The 21,623-nt window shown below is 71.8% G+C and carries 21 protein-coding genes; 9 read left to right on the top strand and 12 right to left on the bottom strand.

All coding sequences use genetic code 11. The features are described from left to right. Positions 1 to 2: 2 nt before the first annotated feature. Positions 3 to 638, bottom strand: a complete 636-nt coding sequence (locus tag H299_RS0125820) for a hypothetical protein (protein WP_027750773.1) — start codon at positions 636 to 638, stop codon at positions 3 to 5. Between the two features lie 295 nt (positions 639 to 933). On the opposite strand from H299_RS0125820, the gene H299_RS0125815 reads away from it, so the two are divergent. The 3 genes from H299_RS0125815 (at position 934) to H299_RS0125800 (ending at position 4,043) form a co-directional block, all read left to right on the top strand. Next, positions 934 to 1,503 carry a hypothetical protein gene (locus H299_RS0125815; protein WP_027750772.1) on the top strand — a complete coding sequence of 190 codons (570 nt, stop codon included), beginning with the start codon at positions 934 to 936 and terminating at the stop codon, positions 1,501 to 1,503. Between the two features lie 91 nt (positions 1,504 to 1,594). After that, the gene (locus H299_RS0125810) at positions 1,595 to 2,590 is read left to right on the top strand and encodes an aldo/keto reductase (protein ID WP_027750771.1); all 996 of its coding nucleotides are present in this window, start codon (positions 1,595 to 1,597) and stop codon (positions 2,588 to 2,590) included. Between the two features lie 694 nt (positions 2,591 to 3,284). After that, positions 3,285 to 4,043, top strand: a complete 759-nt coding sequence (locus H299_RS0125800; protein WP_027750770.1) for a ScbR family autoregulator-binding transcription factor — start codon at positions 3,285 to 3,287, stop codon at positions 4,041 to 4,043. On the opposite strand, the gene thpR is transcribed toward H299_RS0125800, so the two are convergent. From thpR to H299_RS0125780, 4 genes are all read right to left on the bottom strand, one after another. After that, positions 4,001 to 4,591, bottom strand: a complete 591-nt coding sequence (gene thpR / locus H299_RS0125795; RefSeq protein ID WP_027750769.1) for an RNA 2',3'-cyclic phosphodiesterase — start codon at positions 4,589 to 4,591, stop codon at positions 4,001 to 4,003. The two genes, H299_RS0125800 and thpR, sit on opposite strands and share 43 nt — an antisense overlap. 4 nt (positions 4,592 to 4,595) lie before the next feature. Then, positions 4,596 to 6,092, bottom strand: a complete 1,497-nt coding sequence (locus H299_RS36280) for an MFS transporter (RefSeq protein WP_106965862.1) — start codon at positions 6,090 to 6,092, stop codon at positions 4,596 to 4,598. 83 nt (positions 6,093 to 6,175) lie between these two features. Then, entirely contained in the window at positions 6,176 to 6,610 is a 435-nt protein-coding gene (locus H299_RS0125785) for a MarR family transcriptional regulator (protein ID WP_027750768.1), read from the bottom strand. A gap of 173 nt (positions 6,611 to 6,783) precedes the next feature. Beyond that, positions 6,784 to 7,476, bottom strand: a complete 693-nt coding sequence (locus H299_RS0125780; protein ID WP_027750767.1) for a TetR/AcrR family transcriptional regulator — start codon at positions 7,474 to 7,476, stop codon at positions 6,784 to 6,786. 108 nt (positions 7,477 to 7,584) lie between these two features. Here H299_RS0125780 and H299_RS0125775 point away from each other — a divergent pair, with 108 nt between their 5' ends. Continuing rightward, positions 7,585 to 9,009, top strand: coding sequence for an MFS transporter (locus tag H299_RS0125775; RefSeq protein WP_027750766.1), 1,425 nt, complete (start codon positions 7,585 to 7,587; stop codon positions 9,007 to 9,009). A gap of 332 nt (positions 9,010 to 9,341) precedes the next feature. Then, on the top strand, positions 9,342 to 9,533 hold the full coding sequence (locus H299_RS0125770; protein ID WP_037760848.1) for a hypothetical protein: 192 nt from the start codon (positions 9,342 to 9,344) through the stop codon (positions 9,531 to 9,533). Between the two features lie 45 nt (positions 9,534 to 9,578). On the opposite strand, the gene H299_RS0125765 is transcribed toward H299_RS0125770, so the two are convergent. Further along, complete coding sequence (locus H299_RS0125765; RefSeq protein WP_027750764.1) at positions 9,579 to 11,060, bottom strand: NCS2 family permease; 1,482 nt, start codon at positions 11,058 to 11,060, stop codon at positions 9,579 to 9,581. A gap of 265 nt (positions 11,061 to 11,325) precedes the next feature. On the opposite strand from H299_RS0125765, the gene H299_RS0125760 reads away from it, so the two are divergent. The 3 genes from H299_RS0125760 to H299_RS0125750 all read left to right on the top strand — a co-directional run bounded on the left by H299_RS0125760 (position 11,326) and on the right by H299_RS0125750 (position 15,509). Beyond that, the gene (locus H299_RS0125760; RefSeq protein ID WP_027750763.1) at positions 11,326 to 11,637 is read left to right on the top strand and encodes a DUF2530 domain-containing protein; all 312 of its coding nucleotides are present in this window, start codon (positions 11,326 to 11,328) and stop codon (positions 11,635 to 11,637) included. Between the two features lie 61 nt (positions 11,638 to 11,698). Continuing rightward, positions 11,699 to 14,179 (top strand): HAD-IC family P-type ATPase, encoded by a 2,481-nt coding sequence (locus H299_RS0125755; RefSeq protein WP_027750762.1) that lies wholly within the window; start codon positions 11,699 to 11,701, stop codon positions 14,177 to 14,179. A 217-nt stretch (positions 14,180 to 14,396) separates the two neighbouring features. Beyond that, positions 14,397 to 15,509, top strand: a complete 1,113-nt coding sequence (locus H299_RS0125750) for an acyltransferase family protein (protein ID WP_051262836.1) — start codon at positions 14,397 to 14,399, stop codon at positions 15,507 to 15,509. 53 nt (positions 15,510 to 15,562) lie between these two features. Here the strand turns inward: H299_RS0125750 and H299_RS36275 are convergent, their stop codons facing one another. The 5 genes from H299_RS36275 to H299_RS0125725 all read right to left on the bottom strand — a co-directional run bounded on the left by H299_RS36275 (position 15,563) and on the right by H299_RS0125725 (position 20,612). Continuing rightward, positions 15,563 to 16,975 (bottom strand): polysialyltransferase family glycosyltransferase, encoded by a 1,413-nt coding sequence (locus H299_RS36275; RefSeq protein ID WP_051262835.1) that lies wholly within the window; start codon positions 16,973 to 16,975, stop codon positions 15,563 to 15,565. Positions 16,976 to 16,978: 3 nt separating this feature from the next. Next, a complete protein-coding gene (locus H299_RS0125740) occupies positions 16,979 to 17,944 on the bottom strand; it encodes a glycosyltransferase family 2 protein (protein ID WP_027750760.1) in 966 nt (321 codons plus the stop codon). 278 nt (positions 17,945 to 18,222) lie between these two features. Then, positions 18,223 to 19,017: a MerR family transcriptional regulator gene (locus H299_RS0125735; RefSeq protein WP_027750759.1), complete on the bottom strand. Its 795-nt coding sequence runs from the start codon at positions 19,015 to 19,017 to the stop codon at positions 18,223 to 18,225. A gap of 18 nt (positions 19,018 to 19,035) precedes the next feature. Continuing rightward, positions 19,036 to 19,797: an ABC transporter permease gene (locus tag H299_RS0125730; RefSeq protein ID WP_027750758.1), complete on the bottom strand. Its 762-nt coding sequence runs from the start codon at positions 19,795 to 19,797 to the stop codon at positions 19,036 to 19,038. A 17-nt stretch (positions 19,798 to 19,814) separates the two neighbouring features. Next, positions 19,815 to 20,612, bottom strand: coding sequence for an ABC transporter ATP-binding protein (locus H299_RS0125725; RefSeq protein ID WP_027750757.1), 798 nt, complete (start codon positions 20,610 to 20,612; stop codon positions 19,815 to 19,817). A gap of 188 nt (positions 20,613 to 20,800) precedes the next feature. On the opposite strand from H299_RS0125725, the gene H299_RS36270 reads away from it, so the two are divergent. Next, entirely contained in the window at positions 20,801 to 21,313 is a 513-nt protein-coding gene (locus tag H299_RS36270; RefSeq protein ID WP_051262834.1) for a GNAT family N-acetyltransferase, read from the top strand. Here H299_RS36270 and H299_RS0125715 read toward each other — a convergent pair. Then, on the bottom strand, positions 21,261 to 21,602 hold the full coding sequence (locus H299_RS0125715) for a hypothetical protein (protein ID WP_027750756.1): 342 nt from the start codon (positions 21,600 to 21,602) through the stop codon (positions 21,261 to 21,263). The genes H299_RS36270 and H299_RS0125715 overlap by 53 nt on opposite strands. Between the last annotated feature and the right edge of the window lie 21 nt (positions 21,603 to 21,623).

Below are 21,623 nucleotides of genomic sequence, written 5' to 3'. Positions count from 1 at the left end.
CGTCAGTACGGACGCCGCTTGCCCACCAGGCGGGCCATGCCGAGCGCGCCGCCGCCCGCGAGGGCGATGCCGAGGAGGGCGACGCCGCCGTTGAGGCGCTTCCACCAGAACTCCGACGGGTTCATGGGCTCGTTCTCCAGCATGGCCTCGAGGAGGTCGGTGCCGCCGGCGTCGAGCAGGACGGCCACGTAGCCGTTGGTCACGCTGAAGAACGCGCCCAGCGCGGCCAGGACCCCGGCGAAGACGTGCGCGCCGGCCCGCTGCCCGCCCGCGGCGTTGCCCGCCACCGCGCCCACGCCCGCCGCGAGCAGCAGCGCGAGGACCACGTAACTGATCTGCAACCCCACCCGGGACAGATCCTCGTAGCTGGCCACGAGCATGATCGCGTACGCCGCCGAGAGGAGCACCGAGACGAGCAGCCCCAGGAAGAACGCCTTGCCCGGCTTCCCGCCGCCACCGGGCGGCGGGAGCGGGAAGCCCGGGTAGGGCATGCCGGGCGGCATCGGCTGCTGGGGCGGGTAGCCGTACCCCGCGCCCGGCTGCTGGGGCGGGTAGCCGTATCCGGGCTGCGGCGTGGCGGGCGGCTGCCCGGGCTGACCGTAGGGGTTGGGCGGCTGCGGCTGCCAGGGCTGGCTCATGTGTCCCCCGAAGTTGAACGTGTGTGTCCGGCACAGGTGTGCGGTGAGCCGCCAAAGTACCAAGGGGCTCCGACACCGCACGTCCCGAGATCGCAACGCTTCCGGGACGGCCCCGTACGCGGAACAGGCGCAGAACAGGCGCGGTACAGGAGCGCAACAGGCGTGCTACGGAGGAGGAAGAGGCCACAGGTACCGATGGTTTCCCGAGCGGCGATGCGACTAGTGTGCCTAACGCTCCGCTGCCGGAGCTTGTATGAGCTGTCGCACCATCAGTATCTCGGGGGATTCCAGTCATATGCGCATTCGTCGCGCCGTCGGCGCCGCCACGCTCGCTCTCACCGTCGCCGCCACGCTCTCCAGTTGCGCCGACAACCCGGAGGACAAGGCCTTCGGTGGCCTCGGGAAAGTCCCGGACGCACCGACCATTCCACCCAACCCCTCGCTCTCGGCCTACCCCACGGCCCCGCCCACCGGCATACCCGACGTCCCCGACTCCTCCGGTGGCCCCGACAGCGCTCCGTCGGCGCAGCCCCCGTCGCCGCAGCCGTCGTACAACCAGAGCGCGCTGAGCGAGGTCATCGGCGAGAACTGCCGCTACGAACGCTCCACCAGCCAGATGAGCTACGACGTCGACATCCAGAACTCCTCGCAGGACTTCGCCTACCGGTACACGTTCACGGTGGAGTTCAAGGTCGGTACGACACCGACGTCCTCGGTGGCGACGCGGACCATCGCCACCCGTTCCCAGACGGTGACGGTCACCGCCGGGGGCGACCGTACGGCCACGGTGAACACCTCGCACAGCACCAACGAGGGGCTCCGCTACTCCTGCCAGGTGACGTCGGCACAGAAGTCCCCGTCCTGAGCCCTCCGGGGCCGGTACCGGGGCCGGGCGGGGCGGCTTCCTGCCGGAGGTCCTTGCCTGGAGTCCACTCCAGGGCGTTGGCTGGTGTGCCATGAAGTACACGCAGCTCGGACGCACGGGCCTCTCCGTCAGCCGCCTCGTCCTCGGCACCATGAACTTCGGCCCGCAGACCGGCGAGGCCGACAGCCACGCGATCATGGACGCCGCCCTCGGCGCGGGCGTCAACTTCTTCGACACCGCCAACGCCTACGGCTGGGGCGCGAACAAGGGCCGCACCGAGGAGATCATCGGCAGCTGGTTCGCCCAGGGCGGCGACCGCCGGGACCGCACCGTCCTGGCCACCAAGGTCTACGCCAACATGGCCGGCGACGGCGAGCCGTGGCCCAACCACCACAAACTGTCGGCGCTCAACATCCGCCGTGCCGTCGACGCCAGCCTCAAGCGGCTCCGGACCGACTACATCGACCTCTACCAGTTCCACCACGTCGACCGGCTGACCCCGTGGGAGGAGATCTGGCAGGCGATCGACGTCCTCGTCCAGCAGGGCAAGATCCTCTACGCCGGTTCCTCCAACCACGCGGGCTGGCACCTCGCGCAGGCCAACGAGGCGGCTGCGCGGCGCGGCTCGCTGGGGCTGGTCAGCGAGCAGTGCCTGTACAACCTGGCGGAGCGGCGGGCCGAGATGGAGGTGATCCCGGCCGCGCAGGGGTACGGCCTCGGCGTCATCCCCTGGTCCCCGCTGCACGGCGGGCTGCTCGGCGGCGCGCTCCGCAAGGAGCGGGAGGGCGGCGCGGGCCGTACGGCGTCCGGGCGGGCGGCGGACGTGCTCGCCGACCCGGTGGAGCGGGCGCGCGTCCAGGCGTACGAGGACCTGGTCGAACAGCACGGGCTGGAGCCGGGCGAGGTCGCGCTCGCCTGGCTGCTGACCCGGCCCGGTGTCACCGGGCCGATCGTGGGGCCGCGTACGGACGGGCAGTGGGCCTCGGCGCTGCGCGCGGTGGAGCTGGAGCTGAGCGGGGAGCTGCTCGCCGGGCTGGACGAGATCTTCCCCGGGCCGGGCCCGTCACCGGAGGCCTTCGCCTGGTGAGCGCGGCGGTGCGGACCGGCAGGCGCCGGTCCGCACCCGCCGCCCCGGTGGGGTCAGCCGCCGAAGGCGGCGGCCACCGCCACGACGACGAACAGCAGCACGAGCGCGCCGCTCACGATCCGCATCCTGGTCTTGGTATTCACGCCTCCACCGTACCGGGACGCCTCGCGGGCACTGCCCGTACCCCGCAACCGGGGCTGTGGCCGTCGCCCGGCGGCCCTCGCCCGGCGGCCGGAACACGATCCCGGCCAGCAGACCGGCCGCGCCCGCGCACTCCGGTGATCCCGGCCCGCGGGATCGGGCGAGGGGGACGCCCGGCACAGGCAGGGCCGCCGCCGCCCTCCCCTCCCGCACCGGCCCCGCCCGGCCGGACACGACCGGGACCAGCGGCGACACGGCCGCCCCGGCGCGAGGGGACGGCCCCGCCGGGCCACTCGTGCGGTGAGCGGCGCGGCGGACTCCCGTGGAAAAATACGGGCCAGTTGGTTTTCTTCCGTTCCCGCGTACGGATGAACCCCAGCCACGCAGAGTAGGAGAACGATGAACTACCTCGGCGGCAACCCCGGGGCAGTGCCCCCGTTTCCGCCACCCGGCCGCAGTCGACCGGCATAAGATACGTACGAAGCGGTTTTCTTTCCCCTACCGACCGTGATGAGTCCACCACGTGCACGGGACACAAGGAGAGGCTGCGCCGATGGCCCAGCAAGATCGCGCCGTCCGGACCCGCCGGTCGATCCTGGAGGCCGCGGCGTCCGTCTTCGACGAGCGCGGCTACAAGTCGGCCACCATCGGCGAGATCCTCAACCGCGCGGGGGTCACCAAGGGCGCGCTGTACTTCCACTTCGCCTCGAAGGAGGAGCTGGCGCTCGGCGTGCTCGACATCCAGCTGGCGGCCGAGCCCCTGCCCCGCCCGGACACCAGGCTCCAGGAGCTGGTCGACCAGGGCATGGTGCTCGCCCACCGGCTGCGCCACGACCCGCTGGTGCGCGCCGGGATCGCCCTCGCGCTGGACCAGGGCACCCACGGCATCGACGGAAGCCTGCCCTTCCGCACCTGGACGGAGCAGCACGTACGGGTGCTGCGCGCGGCGCGGGAGCAGGGCGAGCTGCTGCCGCACGTCGATCTGACGGAGACGGCCGAGCTGATCACCGGCTCCTTCGCCGGGCTCCAGGTGATGTCGCAGGTCCTGTGCGAGCGGCGGGACCTGGGGCAGCGGGTGTCCGTGCTGCTGCGTCACGTGCTGCCGAGCGTCGCCGTGCCCGCCGTACTGGTCGGGCTGGACCTGGCACCGGACCGGGGCGAGCGCGTCTTCGCGCGGATGCGGGCCCAGCACGGCGACAGCACACGCGACGGCGCGCCTGCGGCCACCGGCCCCGGGCTCCCCACCGGCCCCGGCGGCCCGGCCGGGGATCAGTCCGCGCGCCCCAGCGGCCAGGCCGACAGCGTCTCGTAGCGGGGCTGCTCGCCCGGCACACCGCTCACCGGCAGCAGGCTGCGGACGAGCACCAGCTCACCTGCCGTCCACGGCTCACCCAGGAAGCCGCCCAGCGCGGCGGCGTACGGCGCCAGCCCGCCGGGCGGCAGGTGGCCGCGCGAGGCGCGCGCCAGGGTCAGGTGGGCGCGGAAGCGGCGGCCCTCCTCGACGTCGATCCCGCTGCGACGCCCCGCCGCCGAGGCGGCACCGGCGAGCCGTTCCAGCGAGCCGCCCGGCGGGCTGACGCCCTCCGTACCGGCCCACAGCGCCCGGTCGCCGAACCGCCCCGCACCGGCCAGCCGCAGCCCGAGCGGCTCCCCGCGCAGCGCGGCACGGGCGAGGCGCTCGTACAGCTCGGGCAGCAGCACCTCGGGCACCTCGCCGTAGAAGGCGAGGGTGAGGTGCCAGCCCGCGCGCGAGGTCCAGCGCAGCCCGTCCGCACCGGGCAGTGCCCGAAGGCCCTCGACGGCACGGGCCAGTTCGTCGACGGCCGCGCGGGGCGGGAGCACGGCGGCGAAGAGTCTCATCCGCTCAGTCTCTCCCGCCGCCCCGCGGGGCGGACGCGGCGGCGGGGACCGGTGCCGGCGCTGCCGCTGCCGCCCGGTCGCGCGCGGCGGCCCGGGGCGCGGGCAGCCGCGGCGCGGGCGGCGCGCCCGTACGGTCACCGGCCTCGGCTCCGTCCGTGAGCCGCGGCCCGGTACGGAGCCCGGAGCGCAGCCCCGCACGCAGCCCGTGGCGCAGCCGTACGCCGCTGACCCGGGCGAGCACCAGGCCGATGCCGAGCGCCACCAGCACGGAGATCACGCCGCCCGAGAGCAGCCCGATCCGCGCACCGTAGGTGTCCGTGACCCAGCCCATGAGGGGACCGCCGATGGGTGTGCCGCCGACGAACACCATCATGTAGAGGCTCATGACCCGGCCGCGCATGGCCGGGTCGGCGGCGAGCTGCACGCTCACGTTCGCCGTGACGTTGAAGGTGAGCCCCATGACCCCGATGGGCACCATCAGGGCCGCGAAGAGCCAGAAGACGGGGGTGACCGCCGCCGCCGCCATCAGCACTCCGAAGAGCAGCGCGGCGCCGACCATCAGCCGCATCCGGGAGGAGGAGCGGCGGGCGGCCAGCAGGGCGCCGCTCATGGAGCCGACGGCCATCAGCGTGTTGAGCAACCCGTACGTCCCGGCGCCCTCCTCGAAGACCTGGTCGGTGAAGGCGGTGAGCCAGATGGGGAAGTTGTAGCCGAAGGTGCCGACGAAACCGACGAGGACGATCGGCCAGAGCAGCTCGGGACGCGCCCGCACGTAGCTCAGCCCCTCCCGCAGCTGCCCCTTCGTACGCGGCACCCGTTCGCTCTGCTGCAGCTCGCTGGTGCGCATCATCAGCAGGCCGATCAGCGGGGCGAGGAAGGAGAGGCCGTTGAGCAGGAAGGCCCAGCCGCTGCCGACGGCGGTGATCAGCACACCGGCGACGGCGGGGCCGACCAGCCGGGCGCCCTGGAAGTTGGCGGAGTTGAGCGAGACGGCGTTGCGCAGCTGGTCCGGGCCGACGATCTCGGCGACGAAGGTCTGCCGGGTCGGGTTGTCGACGACGGTCGCCAGACCGAGCACGAAGGCGAGCACGTAGACATGGCTCACGTGCACCTGGCCGCTCAGCGTCAGCGCCGCCAGCACGAGGCCGGTGAGGCCCATCACGGACTGGGTGACGAAGAGGACCTTCCGCTTGGCGCAGCGGTCGGCGATGACGCCGCCCCACAGGCCGAACAGCAGCATCGGGAGGAACTGGAGCGCGGTGGTCACACCCACGGCGGTGGCCGAGCCGGTGAGGCTGAGCACCAGCCAGTCCTGGGCGATGCGCTGCATCCAGGTGCCGGTGTTGGAGACGGCCTGGCCGATCGCGAAGAGCCGGTAGTTGCGGATCTTCAGCGAGCTGAACATCGAGGTCTTCTCGCGGGCGGGCTTCTCGGGGGTGGTCGGCGGGGTCGGAGGGGTGTCGGGTGCGGGTGCGGAGTCTTCTCCGTGGCCCGGACGCAAAGGGGCTTCGCCTCTTCTCTTCTTCTCTTCGCTTCTCTTCGCTGGGCTGTCGAGCCCTGATCTGTCGTGTACCGGTCTGCGCCCTACAGGTGCGCGAGCTTCTCCAGTACGGGCGCCGCGTCGCGCAGCTTCGCCCACTCGTCGTCGTCGAGCTGGCCCGCCAGCTCGGCCAGCCAGACGCTGCGCTTGCTGCGGCTGGCGGCGAGCATGGACTCGGCCCGCTCGGTCTGGGTGACCACCTTCTGGCGGCGGTCCTCCGGATGCGCCTCCAGCCGCACGAGCCCCTTCGTCTCCAGCATCGACACGATGCGGGTCATCGAGGGCGGCTGCACGTGCTCCTTGCGGGCCAGCTCGCTCGGCGTGGCCGAGCCGCAGCGGGCGAGCGTGCCGAGCACCGACATCTCGGTGGGGCTCAGCGACTCGTCGACCCGCTGATGGCGCAGGCGCCTGGAGAGGCGCATCACGGCGGAGCGGAGCGAGTTCACGGCGGCGTCGTCGGCCTGGGACAGTTCCGGCATGTCATTAGCGTAACTCATTACTTGCGCTAAGAACCACGGGATTACCGGGAGGCCTTCCTCACATGGACCCCGCGTGAACCGGACGCGACCGCACGTAAAGGCCCTGTTCGCCGGTTCGAACTACGGGGTGCGGCCGGGCTGCCAGATTCCCCGGCATCGGGGCTGGTGGGTCCTTATGCTGCGGCATCGAGATGGTTGCGGATCTGTGCGATGACGGCGGAGACGAGCTGGTCGAACTGGATGTCCACGCTGGGGGCGGGCAGCGCGGCGGCCTTGCGCAGGGCAGGGATGTCGAGATCGGCGTGGGCCGCCAGCCAGGTGTCGGGGATGAGCGTGCTGCGGTCCGTCGTGGCGTGCGCGGCGGGGCGGTCGACCACGAGCGCGAAAGAGAGCATGAGCAGGGAGAGGTGGCGGTGTGCCTCCAGGGCGGCCGGGAAGCCGATGCCGATGCCGTGCAGGAGTTGGAGGAAGCGGTCGAGGTGGATCAGTCGGTTGGGGTGCACGGAAATGGGGGGCGCGTCCTCGTCGAGGGAGACCAGCAGGGCGCGCGGCCAGCGCCGGTACAGCTCGCGCAGGGACCGCGCATAACTGGCAACGGATTCCTCCCAGGCCTCGGGGTGCAGGGGAGGAGGGTCCCAGGAGTCGAGCATGAGCCCCAAGGCGAGATCGACGACGTCCTGGCGGTCCTCGACGTAGTTGTACAGAGCCCGCACGGTCACACCGAGTTCAGCGGCCAGGGCGCGCATGGTGACGGAAGAGAACCCCCGCGTACCAGCCATCTGCAGCGCCTTCTCGGCGATGGCCTCCCGGGTGAGGACAGGTCGGCCCTTGCGTGTCGTGGGGCGGCGGCGGGAAGCGGCAGGCATGGCGCCATCGTACGGTCCCGCGATTGAACTTCACGCACGTTGACTTTTAGCGTCGAGATCCCGCAGGCTGACGGCACCGCCCGTGCACGCCCTGGAGGTCGCTTCCGCATGCCAGCTCAGAAGTCCCGTCGCTTCCCCCCTTTGAGCGGGGTCCTCGTGCTGGTGATGGCCTCCACGGGGCTGGTCGTCGCCGACCTCACGATCGTGGCCATCGGACTCCCGCTGATCAGCGCCGACGTCGCGGACGGGGATTCGGCGGAGTCGGTGGTGGTGACCTACATGGTCGCGATGGGGGCACTGACCCAGGCGGCCGGAAGCCTCTCGGACCGCTGGGGGCGGCGATCTCTGTTCCTGGCCGGGATCGCCGTGTTCACTCTGGCCTCCCTGGCCGCGACCTTGGCGCAGGACCTGTGGTGGCTGAACGCCGCGCGGGTGGTCCAGGGCTGCGGAGCCGCAGTGATCATGGTGAACGGCATTCCGCTGATCTCGGACCGCTACACCGGCGAGGAGCGCAATCTCGCCATCGGAGCCTGGGGATCGTTCGCGACCGCGGCCGGGCTCCTCGCCCCGACCCTCGGCGGAGTGCTGATCGACGCCTTCGGATGGCGTGCGGTCTTCGCGATCAACCTCCCGCTCGGCGCAGTGGCCTGGGCGCTGGCCGCCCGCGTGCTGCCGCCCACCGTCCCCGCACCCTCCCCGGCCAGGCGGCCGGACTGGCCCGGAAGCCTGTTGCTCATGCTCGGCCTCGGTACGGCGACCCTGCTCATGCTCCGCCCCGGCGACAGGCCATGGGCGGGTCAAGACACCGTCGCACTGCTCACTGCCTGCCTGGCACTGGCTGCCTTCCTGGTCCTTCAGCTCCGCGTGCCCGTGCCGACGTTGGAGCTACGGATGTTCACGCGACCCGCGTTCTGCGGCGCGATGCTGGCCGTCCTCCTGTCCCGCGTCCTGACCATCGGCGGCTCGGTCTACCTGGTGCTGTACCTGTCGGACGGCCTGGGCCTGAGCCCGACCTCGGCGGGGCTGCTGATGACGCCGATATTCCTCGCGCAGATCGCCACCGGCATGGTCGGCTCCAAGCTGCTCAGCCACTGGGCACCCGGCCTGGTGATCGGCTCTGGATACCTGCTCAAGGGCGTCGGCTTGACGGCCCTGGCGCTGCTGATCACACCCAGCACACCGTGGTGGGGGCTGCTGGTGCCGCTGCTGGCCTGGGGAGCCGGCGGCGGAATCGCAGGCGCTCCCGTGATGGCCGTGGCGGTCCAGGTGACCGAGCCCGAGCGGGTCGGTATGGTCGCCGGGACTGTCTCCACCCTCGCCTCCCTCGGCGCCGGCGTCGGCACCGCGGCACTGGGCGCGATCTTCACCCTTCACGACGGCACCGGTACAGGCAGCCAGGCAGTCACCGACGGCGCCCGGGCCGTCCTCACGGTCTCCGCCGTACTTGCGTTCACCGCAGTGCTCACCACGCTCGTCCTCATCCATCCGCGCCGCGTCCCTCGCCCCGACCGAAGCCGGGAACCCGCCCGGTGACCATGAATCCCGCCCGCTGCCCCGGCTCCGACGCCGGGACCTGGCACCTGTCACATCGCACCCGCACCCCGCATGAACGAACCTTCAGCATCTACCGGGCCCCTCGCCGAGCACGAGAAGATCCAGACGTACCCCGAAGCCATCGGGACCGCGCACGCCGACTTCGCCGCCCTCCACCAGCGCGACCGCAGCCCCACGTACTTACCCACCGCTGCACGCCACCTGGCGGTAGCTCTACGAGAACAGGGCCGTAAACCTCGCCTCACACGTACGAGTGAGATCGTAGGGAAAACTGATCCGCCGCCCCCGCGCGGGCGGGGACGGTGGGGTACATGACATCCAGCGAATCGACCGTGCTGAGCCTGCGACTGGAACGCCTTCTCTTCGAGCGGCTCCAGGAGCATTCCGCGAAACGCGGAATGAGCGTCCAGGACTACGTGATCCGGACGCTCGCCCGCGACGACTTCGACGAGCGCTTCAGGACGGCGGTCGAGGAGACCGACCGCTTCTACGGGTGCGCCTGACGCGTCCGCGCGCCCGGCCCGCCCGGCTCCGTCACGCCGCGCCCGTCACTTCACGCCGAGCAGCTGCTCGATCGGGTCCAGCAGGAAGTAGACCAGGAAGCAGGCCCCGACGACGTTCAGCAGCCACGGCACCTCGCGGACCCGGCCGGTGGCCACCCGCAGGAGGATGAAGGCGAGCACCCCGATCCCGATGCCGTTGGTGATGCTGTACGTGAACGGCATCGAGATCATCGTCAGGAACGCGGGCACCGCGACCGTGCTGTCGGCCCAATCGATCTCCCGGACGTTCGCCGACATGATCAGGAAGCCGACGACGACCAGCGCGGGCGTCGCGGCCTGCGAGGGCACGACGGTCGCCAGCGGGGTGAAGACCAGCGCCAGCAGGAACAGCGCGCCGGTCATGAGGTTGGCGAGCCCCGTACGCGCGCCCTCGCCCACGCCCGCCGTCGACTCGACGAAGCAGGTGTTGGCCGAGCAGGAGCCGAAGCCGCCACCGGCGACACCCACGCCGTCCACCATCAGGATGCGGCCCATGCCCGGCAGCTGGCCGTTCTTGTCGGTCAGCTTGGACTCCTCGCCGACGCCGATGATGGTGCCCATCGCGTCGAAGAAGCCGGACAGCAGCACGGTGAAGACGAAGAGGCAGCCCGTCAGCAGCCCGACCTCCTGGAAGCCGCCGAACAGGCTCATCTCGCCGACGAGCCCGAAGTCCGGGGTGCTGACCACGTCGCTCGGCACGTTGGGCACGGCCAGGCCCCACGCCTCGTCCGGGATGTCCGCCAGCTCGTTGATCCCGATCGCCACGACGGTCATCACGACGATGCCGAGCAGGATCGCGCCCTTCGCCCGCCGCACGATCAGCACGAACATCAGGGCCAGCCCCAGCACGAACACCAGCACCGGCCAGCCCTGGAGCTGGCCGCCCTGGCCCAGGCCCAGCGGCACGCTGGTGTGCGCGTCGTCGGGGTTGCGGGTGACGAAGCCGGAGTCGACCAGCCCGATCAGGCAGATGAACAGGCCGATGCCGATGGCGATGGAGCGGCGCAGCCCGTTCGGGATCGCGTCCATCACCCGCTGCCGCAGCCCGGAGGCCACCAGGATCATCAGCACGATGCCCGCCAGGAACACCATGCCCATCGCGTCGGCCCAGCTCATCTTCGGGGCCAGCTGGAGCGAGACGACGGCGTTGATGCCCAGCCCGGCGGCGAGGGCGATCGGCACGTTGCCGATGATGCCCATCAGCAGCGTGGTGAGCCCGGCGATCAGGGCGGTGGCGGTCACCAGCTGGGCGTTGTCCAGCTGGTGCTCGAACTTGTCCTCACCGGCGCCGAGGATGATCGGGTTGAGCACGATGATGTAGGCCATCGCGAAGAACGTGGCCAGCCCGCCGCGTAGCTCACGGCTGAAAGTAGAGCCTCGCTCGCTGATCCGGAAGAAGGCGTCCGCACGGTTCCTCGGCGCGGGCGGCGGCGCGTCCCCGGGCGAGAGCTGCGGGGAGTCGACCGGACTGCTGGCCGCGTCGGACATGCGTGACCTCGGTGGGGTGGGCGCCTGGGGAAGGCGGGCATTTGGAGCATCCTACGAACGAATCCAGCCGAAGCAAGATAGATTCAGTATGAACAAACAAGGCCCGTGATCGCTATCTCCGCGCGTAGACCCCTGTCCCGTACTGCCTTGGCCCCTCCGGCGGCAGCGCCGACCGCAGCGCACCACCGGCTGGATAGGCTGGAGGCCACCGACACCACTCCGCCGCCCCCGACGGACTGACCGAGGAGCCGGACCGATGGGCCTGATGAGCAAGTGGACCGACGGCGACCGCGAGGCGCCGGAACCGCTCGAGGGCAACGTCGTCGCCACGATCGTCTCCGGCACCGCCCTGTGGTTCCTGCTCTTCCTCGCGCAGCTCCCCTTCTACGGCTGGTTCGACGACCACGGCCACGCCTGGTGGGTCTGGACCTGCCTGGCGGGCGGCGGGCTCGGGCTCATCGGCATCTGGTACGTCCGCGCCCGCGACAAGGCGATCCGCCGCGCGGCGGGTGAGGCGGCGGACGAGGGCGCGGCGGACGAGGCGGCGGCCGACCGCACCGGCGGCACCGCCGAGTAGCACCCGCCCCGGCGGCGGCGCCGTACGTGCGGCGCCGCGCTCACCCCGTAACGTCGAAACCATGACATACGGGGTAGACACCGAGGCGGGCGAGCCGGGAGAGCAGGGCGAGCCGGGTCCGGGGGACGGCGGCCCGCCGTCCGCGCGCCCCGTCCGCGCGTCCGGGCTCAGCACCGACGAGGTCGCCGAGCGGGTCGCCCGCGGCGAGGTCAACGACGTGCCGGTGCGCAGCAGCCGCTCCGTCACCGAGATCGTCCGCGCGAACGTCCTCACCCGCTTCAACGCCATCATCGGCGTGCTGTTCCTGATCATCCTCGTCGTCGGCCCGATCCAGGACGGCCTCTTCGGCTTCGTGATCATCGCCAACACGGGCATCGGCATCGTCCAGGAGCTGCGCGCGAAGCGGACGCTGGACAGCCTCGCCGTGATCGGCGAGTCCCGGCCGGTGGTGCGCCGCGACGGGCGTGCCGCCGAGATCCCGACGGCCGGGATCGTCCTGGGCGACCTGGTCGAGCTGGGGCCGGGCGACAAGGTGGTGGTGGACGGCGAGGTGGTGGAGTCGGACAGCCTGGAGATCGACGAGTCGCTGCTGACGGGCGAGGCGGACCCGGTGGTCAAGCGGCCGGGTGACCGGATGATGTCCGGCAGCTTCGTGGTCGCGGGCGGCGGCGCGTTCACCGCGACGCGGGTGGGCCGGGAGGCGTACGCCGTGCAGCTGGCCGAGGAGGCGTCCCGCTTCACGCTGGTCCACTCCGAACTGCGCAGCGGCATCAGCCAGATCCTCAAGTACGTGACGTGGATGATGATCCCGACCGCGATCGGCCTCATCCTCAGCCAGCTCGTGGTGGAGAGCGAGGACGCGGCCGAGGCCGTACGCCGGATGGTCGCGGGGATCGTGCCGATGGTGCCGGAGGGGCTGGTGCTGCTCACCTCCGTCGCCTTCGCCATCGGCGTCATCCGGCTCGGCCGCAGGCAGTGCCTGGTGCAGGAGCTGCCCGCCATCGAGGGGCTGGCGCGGGTGGACGTCGTCTGCCTGGACAAGACCGGCACCCTCACCGAGGGCGGCATGGACGTCACGGAGGTACGCGCGCTGGGCGGCGCGGACGAGGCCCGCCTGGGGAGCGTGCTGGCCGCCTTCGGGGCGGCGGACCCGAGGCCGAACGCGAGCCTCCAGGCGATCCGGGCGCGCTTCCCGTCCGGCGGCGCGGAGCCGGGCGACGCGGACGGAGCGGCCCCGTCCGGCGGCGCGGAGGGCTGGGAGTGCACGGACACCCTCCCCTTCTCCTCCGCCCGCAAGTACAGCGCCGCCGCCTTCCGCGAGCCGGACGGCACCCGCAGCGGCTGGCTGATGGGCGCGCCCGAGGTGCTGCTGCCCGAGGCGGACCCCGTGCTCGCCGACGTCGACGCGCTCAGCGCGCAGGGGCTGCGCGTCCTGCTGCTGGCACGTACGGCGCGGGCGCTCGACGCGGCGGACATCGCGGACGGCGCGGAGCCGCACGCGCTGGTCGTCCTGGAGCAGCGGCTGCGGCCGGACGCCTCCGACACCCTCGGGTACTTCGCGGAGCAGGACGTGGCCGCGAAGGTGATCTCGGGCGACAACGCGGTCTCCGTCGGTGCGGTGGCGGGCAAGCTGGGGCTGCCCGGGGCCGAGGCGCCGGTGGACGCGCGGCAGCTGCCGGACGAGCGGGACGCGATGGCGGGCGTGCTGGAGGAGGGCGCGGTCTTCGGGCGGGTGTCGCCGCAGCAGAAGCGGGACATGGTCGGGGCGCTCCAGTCGCGCGGCCACAACGTCGCGATGACCGGGGACGGCGTCAACGACGTCCTCGCGCTCAAGGACGCCGACATCGGCGTCTCGATGGGCTCCGGCTCCGAGGCGACCAAGGCCGTGGCGCAGATCGTGCTGCTCAACAACAGCTTCGCGACGCTCCCCTCGGTGGTCGCGGAGGGCCGCCGGGTCATCGGCAACATCGAGCGGGTCGCGACGCTCTTCCTCACCAAGACCGTCTACTCCGTGCTGCTGGCCCTGCTGGTCATCTGCGCGCAGGTCCCCTATCCCTTCCTGCCCCGCCATCTGACCCTGCTCGGCTCGCTGACCATCGGCATCCCGGCGTTCTTCCTGGCCCTGGCGCCCAACCGGGAGCGCGCGAAGCCGCACTTCGTACGGCGGGTGATGCGGTACGCCGTCCCGGCCGGGCTGATCGCCGGGGCCGCCACCTTCGGCACGTACCTGCTGGCCCGCGCCCACTACTCCGGGGCCGCCGCGCGGGACGCGGAGACCAGTGCGGCGACGCTGACGCTGTTCCTGAGCACGATGTGGATTCTGGCGATCGTCGCCCGTCCGTACACGTGGTGGCGGATCGCTCTGGTGCTCACGATGGGGCTGGGGTTCGTGCTGGTGCTGGTGACGCCGTGGCTCCAGCGGTTCTTCGAACTGGAGCTGGTCGGCACGTCGATGCCGTGGACGGCGGTCGCGGTCGCGGGGGTCGCGGCGGCGGCCATGGAGCTGGCCTGGCGCGCCGTCGACCGGCGGATCGCGGCCTGACGGGCGGGCTGACGGGCTGCCGGGCGGCGGCCGGGCGGGCTGCCGCGCCCCTGTTCGGCTGGTGTTCCCCCGGCGTACACCGGGGCGCAGCGCGGCGGTGACAGGCTGCCACGCGTCGGCTCGCCCTGTGAGGCGGGAGAGCGCACGAGGACCCACACGACCTCACCCCACGTTTGGCATCGGCGTCGCGTTCCTCACTGCACACAGGGTCTGGAAGATGTCTGTCGAACCAGTGATCGTCAATCCCACGGCCGCCGCCACCACCGGTCCGCTGCCCCCGGAGGCACCCGGCGAGCCCGCCGGGCAGGCGGCTCCGCGTGCCCGCCGGGAGCACCGCTACGACATCGACCTGATGCGGGCGATCTGCGCGTGCGCGGTCATCGTGGGGCACGTCGGCGGGGAGTTCGTCGCGGCGGCGGGGCGCGACTCCGGCGCCGGCGCGGCCTACTGGACCGGGCTGTTCCTCGACTCGGTCACGAGCTGGGCGGTGCCCACCTACTTCGCCATCGCCGGGTGGGCCGTCCTGGTCGGCGCGCCGCCGCGCAACGGCGCGACGCTGCGGACCCGTTCGCTGCGGATGATCGTGCCGGTGGGCATCTGGTCGGCCGTCTACCTGCTCTGGGCGCGGTGGCGGGAGACCAACGAGGACCCCACCTCCGAGCTGGCGTTGCAGGCGCTGTTCGGCAGCGTGCGGCCCGCGTACCACCTCTGGTACTTCTACGCCCACGTCCCGCTGATCCTGCTGCTGGGCTTCATCGTGCTGCTGCGGGCCGGGAAGCGGCCGTGGGGGGTGGCCGCGGCGCTGCTGGTGGTCGCGGGCGCACCCACCGCGTTCGGCGACCTCGCGGAGCTGACCGGCTGGGACGTACCGAAGTTCGGCTGGCAGGTCGGCACGTACTCGCTGGTCTACGCGGTGCTGGGCACCCTGCTGCTGACGCTGCCGGCCGCCCGGCGCCGGGGGTGGTGGGCGCTGGGCGCGGTGCTGGCGCTGGGCGCCGTGGTGTGGTCGCAGGACCAGGTGCACTTCGTGATCCCCAACGCCAGCGTGCTGGTGGCCGCGTTGACCTGCTGCGTGCTGCTCTGCCTGAACGGGGTGCGGATTCCGGAGCGGCTGCGGGGCCCGCTGACCACGCTGACGGGGGCGGGGCTGGGCGCGTTCATGTGCCACGTGCTGGTGCTCAAGACCCTGGCGCCGCACTTCGTCTCCCCGGACCGCGGCTGGCTGGGCACGGCGGCGATGGCGGCGGCGTACACCGTCGCGGTGGTGGTGCCGTCGTTCGCGGCGAGCATGCTGTGGGGAAGGCTGGGGCTGCGGCGCTGGCTCGGCTGAGGGCTGCGGCTGCGGGCCGAGCGACGGCGCTTGGCACCGCAACCCCGGCGGCACTACTTCCCGGGGTTGCGGACGGCCGCCGCGCGGCGGGCGACCCGGCTCAGCGCCGGTACGCGGCGCAGCAGTTGGGCGCGGGCCGAGTTGTCCCGGCCGGGCAGGTCCAGGGACGTGAGCCGTCTGCGCTCGAAGTAGCCCTCGGTGGAGGCGTCCAGACGGTGCGTCAGCCACGCGGCGGCCTCCTCCCGCAGGTGCGGGTGCTGCTCGGCCTGCATGCAGTAGCCGACGGCCCGCAGCAGCTGACCGGCCTCCGCGACCCGGCTCTCCGGTACGCCCACCTCGGCGGTCGGCGTCCCGCCCCGCTCCAGGTCGGCGACCAGGAAGTCGACCAGCGTCACGGGCACCCGGTTGCTGTTCTGGTACGGCCGCAGCCGCCGCAGCAGCAGTTCCGTACCGACCCGGGCGATGGGCACCCCGTAGTAGGTGGCCGCCGTCAGCATCGCCGTGGAGAAGCAGCCGACCACCAGGGTGGGGCGGCAGCGGGCGAAGACCGCCTCCGCCAGCACCGGCCGGTCCAGCACGGTCAGCCGCACGCCGGCGCCCGCAGCCGCCTTCTCCAGCGCCCGCGAATAGCTCGCCGGCGCGGACGGGTGGGGCTTGAAGAGGACCGAGTCGTGGCCCGCCGCGACCGCGCCGCGCAGCATGCGCAGGTGCAGTTCCTCCTCCTCCAGCGGGGTGAGGATCTCCAGCGCCGCCAGGTACTGGCCCAGCAGCACCACCGTCGGGGCGCCGCGCGCGGCGCGCTCCAGCACCGGGTCGTCGGCTGCGTGCCCGGCCAGTTCGGCGAGCACGCCCCGGAAGGCGTCGTCGAGTACGGTCTCGGGCCGTACGCCGTGCTCGGCCAGCAGCATCGGGCGCAGCCCCGGTACGAGGTCGAGGTGCAGCAGCCGTTCGACGCGGCGGCCCACGGCGTGCGGCAGGCGGTCCCGGGTGGGGCCGTAGCTCATCAGACCGTCGGCGTAGACGTGCAGGGTGGAGCCGCCGAAGATCGTGGTGAGGGCGCGGGCCGGGCCCGCGTGCACGGACTCCACGACGAGTTCGACCGGCCCCTCGCCCAGCTGCCAGGCGTGCCGCAGCACGCGTTCCCACAGGGGCGCGTCCTCGCTCCGGGGCATCCAACTGCCGGGGTGGTGGGGGCGGATGACGGCGTTCCAGTCGCGGATCTCGTCGAAGCGGGCGGCGAGCCCGTCGAAGCCGTTCATCAGGGCGAGCGGGGTCGCCGTCTCCGGCACGGAGGCGTTGTTGGACACCAGCAGGATGCGGCGGGCCGCGTCCCGGGGCCCGAACTGGCCCGCGTCCACGGCGGCGGCCACGGTGGCGGCGCCGTACAGCGTGGACACCTCGAAGACCTGGACGGGGCGCGGCGGCCTCGGCGCGCGGGGGCGGGGCAGCTTCGGTGTGTTCGCCATGGCTCAGGCCGCCTTCCGGGTGCCGTGCAGACGGCGCAGCGCCTCACCGCGCTTCTTGCCCATCTCGCCGAGAGTCCTCTCGAGTATTCGCTGCGGCATCCGGTGCAGCGCCTCCGCGCCCTGCTCCCGCAGCCGGGCCGCGACGCTCTCCTCGTAGCGTTCCGCCTGGGCGAGGTGGAAGGCGAGGATCGCGCAGTAGGTGCGCACGGCCTTGGGCAGGAAGCGGTCCGCCTCCGCGTCGGCGGCGACGGCGTCCAGGACGGCGTCGAAGGCGGGGATGAAGTCGAGCTGCCGCTCGTCCTTGATCTGGGTGAGCGAGGTGGCCACCCCGCGCCGGTAGTAGACCCCGAGCAGCGCGACGGCTGCGAACGAGCGGGCGCGCAGGTGCAGATGCCACACCCACAGCCGGTCCTCGGCCGTACGCAGTCCCGTCTCGAAGCGCATGCCGCCGTCCGCGAAGAGGCCGCGGCGGTAGATCCCGGCCCACACGAACGGGTAGTCGACCATGGTCTCGGCGTCCGGCGGGGCGATCGCGTCCCTCGGGTGCAGCACTGTGCCCTCGCGCGGGGCGGGGGCACGGCGTACGACGCGCTGGCTGCCGGTGCTCACGACGTGGTCGGTGCGGACGAAGTCGCAGCCCAGGTCCTCGATGACCGCGGTGAGCCGGTCCAGGTGGCCGGGGGCGTACCAGTCGTCGCCGTCGAGGAAGGTGAGGAAGTCGCCGCGCGCGGCGTCGATTCCGGCGTTGCGGCTGCGGGCGATGCCGAGGTTGCGCTCGTTGCGGATGAGCCGCGCGCCGGGCAGGGTGTGCTGCCACCTGTCGAGGATGCCCGCGGTGGCGTCCGTCGAGCGGTCGTCGACCAGGAGGAACTCCGTGGCCGGCCCGGCGTTGTTGGCGAGGCTGCGCAACGTGTCTGCGGCGTACTCCTGCACGTTGTGGAACGGGACGATCACAGAAAGCTTGGGCACGGGCAATCCAGGACTGAACGGGGGCCGCACTCGGCGGCCGGGGGCGGCACGTCTGGGGGCGGTGCGGCCCAGGGGGTGGCATCGGTCGATGCGGCCGACTTGCACCGTAAGCGCCGGACACGCGCAGTGCGGAAGCAGCTCGCGGACGAGAGGTGAACAGCAGGCAACGGCTCGGGTTACGGACGCGGGCACGGCCGGGGACGAACGGGGCTGTCGGAGGTGCGGGGGCTGCCGGGGGCTGCCGGGCCGGGCCGTCCTGCCCGTCCCCTCGCCGGCCTTCAGGAGGGCGGCGGCTCGGTGCGGAGCCGGTCGGCAGGCACCCGCTCGATGCGGGTCCAGCCCCGCCAGCCCCGCTCCTCCAGGATCGCCAACAGCCGCGCGGCGTGCGGTGAGGACTCGACCATGGTGGAGTCCAGCAGGTCGACGAACTGATCGTCGATGCCGTCGTCGGCACCCACCTCGCCGGCCTCCACCGCGCGGACCATCAAGCGCTCCATGATGTCGGCGACCTCGACGATCCGCGGATCGTCGGCCGACCAGTCGAGTGCCCCGCTGAGAAGGCTGTAGAGCTGCACCATCTCGGGGTCGTCCAGCTCCTCGTGCTTCTCGGCGATCACGGAGTCGATCGCGTGCGGCACCTGCGCGGCGATCATGATCCAGGCGTCCCGCTCCATCTCGATGTACCGCTCCTCGACGCCGAGACCCCGCAGCCGGCCGAGGTAGTCCACGACGCTCTGCGGAAGCGCCAGGTGCTCTCCGGCGGCGAGCCTGGCGAGCCGTTTGCGGGTGTCCTGCAACCGCCGGATCTGGCTGCGCAGTTCCTTGTCGATCTCCCGGACACCGTCGGCGAACTCCGCCGAACCGGCGTCCAGGAGTTCCTGCACCCGCGCCAGCGGCACACCGGAGTCCGCCAGGACACGGATCCGGATCAGCCGCACCACCGCGGCGGCGCCGTAGCTCCGGTACCCGGACCGGTCGCGCTCGGGCTCCGGCAGCAGCCCGATCTTGTGGTAGTGCCGTACCGCCCGCACCGTCACCCCGGCGTACCCCGCAAGCTGGCTGATGGTGAGCATGAATCCCAGCCTGCCTCATCAGCCGATCTTGCGGCGATAGGCGGCCATGGCGAAGGCGTACGCCACGACGAGGATGCCGACGCACCAGGCGAGGGCGGTCCAGATGTCGTCACCGACCGGCTGCTGGGCGAACAGGTCGCGGATCGTGTTGACGATCGACGTCACCGGCTGATGCTCGGCGAACGCGCGCACCGGGCCGGGCATGGTCTCCGTGGGCACGAACGCCGAGCTGACGAACGGCAGGAAGACGAGAGGGTAGGCGAACGCGCCCGCGCCCTCGACCGTCGACGCGGAAAGCCCGGGGATCACGGCGAGCCAGGTCAGCGCCAGGGTGAACAGGAACAGGATGCCCGCTACCGCGAGCCATTCCGCCACTCCGGCCCCCGAGCGGAAGCCCATGAGCAGGGCGACGCCCATGACGATCACGAGCGAGATCAGGTTGGCGGCCAGCGAGGTGAAGACGTGCGCCCACAGCACGCCCGAGCGTGCGATCGGCATGGACTGGAACCGCTCGAAGATCCCGCTCTTCATGTCGGTGAAGAGCCGGTAGGCGGTGTAGGAGATGCCCGACGCGATCGTGATGAGCAGGATGCCGGGCAGCATGTAGTTCACGTACGCGACCGAGCCGGTGTCGATCGCGCCGCCGAACACGTAGACGAACATCAGCATCATCGCGACCGGCGTGATGGCGGTCGTGATGATGGTGTCCATGCTGCGAGTGACGTGGCGCAGGGTCCGTCCCGTGAGAACAGCGGTGTCGCCGAAGAAGTACGCGGTCATTCTTCTTTCCTTCTTCCTCAGTTGTCCGTGCCGGTGGCGTGGCTCTTGTCGCCGCCGCCGATGGCCGCGAGGAAGATCTCCTCCAGGGTCGGCTGCTTCTCGACGTACTCGACCGTGGCGGGCGGGAGGAGCCGCCTCAGCTCGGCGAGCGCGCCGTTCGCGATGATCCGGCCCTTGTGGAGGATCGCGATCCGGTCGGCGAGCTGCTCGGCTTCCTCCAGGTGCTGCGTGGTGAGGAGCACCGTCGTGCCGTGGCCGGCGAGCTTTTTGACGGCCTGCCACACCTCGATGCGCCCCTCGGGGTCGAGACCGGTCGTCGGCTCGTCCAGGAAGATCACCGGCGGATTCCCGAGGAGGCTCATCGCGATGTCCAGCCTGCGGCGCATTCCGCCCGAGTACGTGGACACCTTCCGCGCGCCTGCGTCGGCCAGTCCGAAACGGCCGAGCAGGTCGTCCGCGAGGACGCCCGGGTCCTTGAGGTGGCGCAGCCTGGCGACGAGTACGAGGTTCTCCCGGCCGCTGAGGATGCCGTCGACGGCCGTGAACTGCCTGGTGAGGCTGAAGGACCTCCGCACGTCCGCCGGTTGCGTGGCGACGTCAAAGCCGTTGACGCGGGCCGCCCCCGCATCGGCCTTCAGGAGCGTGGCGAGGATGCGCACGGTCGTGGTCTTGCCCGACCCGTTGGAGCCGAGCAGGGCGAAGATGCTGCCCCGCGCCACGTCGAAGTCCACGCCGCGCAGGACCTCCAGCTCCCCGTACGACTTCTCCAGACCCCGCGCGCGAATCGCCGGACCGGCGCTCGATTGGGTCGTCATGGTTGTCTGCCTCCTTCGTGGAGCTGTTCCAGCGAACTGCGGTGAAGCTCCGGCCAGAAGGATGGAGGGTTGACCCGACGGCAAGGTCAAGCCCGCCCCCGAGCAACGTCAACCAGACCCTGACGTGGCACTTCGCGCGGGAGGCCGCTGTCATCCGCCCGAAACATCCCTCGCGCAGAATCCGCGGTGTGAAGATCGAACAGGTTCCGTGGACGCACCCGGACGCCGTCGCCCTGCGGGCCCGCCAGCGCGCCGAGATCGCCGAGGTGTACGGGACGCCGGACAGCGAGCCGGGCGTCGTGCCGTCGGCGGCGGACATCGCGGTGTTCGTGGTGGCCCGGGACCACGACGGCACGGCGGTCGGCTGCGGCGGCCTGCGCAATCTCGGGGACGGAACCGGCGAGGTCAAGCGCATGTACGTCACGCCGCCCCAGCGCGGCACGGGTGCAGCCGGGCGGATACTGGGCGCGCTGGAGGACTGGGCACGGGCCCGCGGCCTCACCCGCCTCCGGCTGGAGACCGGCGACCGCCAGCCCGCCGCCGTGCGCTTCTACACCCGCTCCGGCTACCGCCCCATCCCCCGCTTCGGCGCGTACGCGGCCTCGCCGACGTCCCACTGCTTCGAGCGCCTGCTCCAGCCCTGTAGTACTACGTGTACCGCGGGTGGAGAGACCGCAGGATCGCTTCCAGCGCTTGGTTGATGCCCGGGACAGTGGCGACCCGTTCCTTGAAGGTGGTACTGGTCCCGGTGGCCGCGTGAGCGTCCCAGCACTCCTGGCCTCCCGGAGCGGCGGAACGGAACCCGCCTTTGAACATGCTGCCGACCGGCAGCCCGAGTCCGTCGTTCACCGGGTCCCAGATCACGTGGATCATGTCAGGGGAAGCGGACAGGTCGCCTGGCACCGGCTTGCGCAAGAACAGGCTGCGGCTCTCCAGCATGTGCTGAATACGCGGGTCGACATCGGCGAGGTCACTGTCGAGGTCGCTCATTCGTCTCCTCGGTCGGCGAAG

The sequence above is a fragment of the Streptomyces sp. CNH287 genome (genome assembly GCF_000424825.1).
This window is presented reverse-complemented; position numbering and strand designations above follow the sequence as displayed.

Bases quoted from the DNA above. Each gene is read 5' to 3' on its own strand.
- H299_RS0125820 (WP_027750773.1), bottom strand. From the start codon at position 638: ATGAGCCAGCCCTGGCAGCCGCAGCCGCCCAACCCCTACGGTCAGCCC.
- H299_RS0125815 (WP_027750772.1), top strand. From the start codon at position 934: ATGCGCATTCGTCGCGCCGTCGGCGCCGCCACGCTCGCTCTCACCGTC.
- H299_RS0125810 (WP_027750771.1), top strand. From the start codon at position 1,595: ATGAAGTACACGCAGCTCGGACGCACGGGCCTCTCCGTCAGCCGCCTC.
- H299_RS0125800 (WP_027750770.1), top strand. From the start codon at position 3,285: ATGGCCCAGCAAGATCGCGCCGTCCGGACCCGCCGGTCGATCCTGGAG.
- thpR (WP_027750769.1), bottom strand. From the start codon at position 4,591: ATGAGACTCTTCGCCGCCGTGCTCCCGCCCCGCGCGGCCGTCGACGAA.
- H299_RS0125785 (WP_027750768.1), bottom strand. From the start codon at position 6,610: ATGCCGGAACTGTCCCAGGCCGACGACGCCGCCGTGAACTCGCTCCGC.
- H299_RS0125780 (WP_027750767.1), bottom strand. From the start codon at position 7,476: ATGCCTGCCGCTTCCCGCCGCCGCCCCACGACACGCAAGGGCCGACCT.
- H299_RS0125775 (WP_027750766.1), top strand. From the start codon at position 7,585: ATGCCAGCTCAGAAGTCCCGTCGCTTCCCCCCTTTGAGCGGGGTCCTC.
- H299_RS0125770 (WP_037760848.1), top strand. From the start codon at position 9,342: ATGACATCCAGCGAATCGACCGTGCTGAGCCTGCGACTGGAACGCCTT.
- H299_RS0125765 (WP_027750764.1), bottom strand. From the start codon at position 11,060: ATGTCCGACGCGGCCAGCAGTCCGGTCGACTCCCCGCAGCTCTCGCCC.
- H299_RS0125760 (WP_027750763.1), top strand. From the start codon at position 11,326: ATGAGCAAGTGGACCGACGGCGACCGCGAGGCGCCGGAACCGCTCGAG.
- H299_RS0125755 (WP_027750762.1), top strand. From the start codon at position 11,699: ATGACATACGGGGTAGACACCGAGGCGGGCGAGCCGGGAGAGCAGGGC.
- H299_RS0125750 (WP_051262836.1), top strand. From the start codon at position 14,397: ATGTCTGTCGAACCAGTGATCGTCAATCCCACGGCCGCCGCCACCACC.
- H299_RS36275 (WP_051262835.1), bottom strand. From the start codon at position 16,975: ATGGCGAACACACCGAAGCTGCCCCGCCCCCGCGCGCCGAGGCCGCCG.
- H299_RS0125735 (WP_027750759.1), bottom strand. From the start codon at position 19,017: ATGCTCACCATCAGCCAGCTTGCGGGGTACGCCGGGGTGACGGTGCGG.
- H299_RS0125730 (WP_027750758.1), bottom strand. From the start codon at position 19,797: ATGACCGCGTACTTCTTCGGCGACACCGCTGTTCTCACGGGACGGACC.
- H299_RS0125725 (WP_027750757.1), bottom strand. From the start codon at position 20,612: ATGACGACCCAATCGAGCGCCGGTCCGGCGATTCGCGCGCGGGGTCTG.
- H299_RS0125715 (WP_027750756.1), bottom strand. From the start codon at position 21,602: ATGAGCGACCTCGACAGTGACCTCGCCGATGTCGACCCGCGTATTCAG.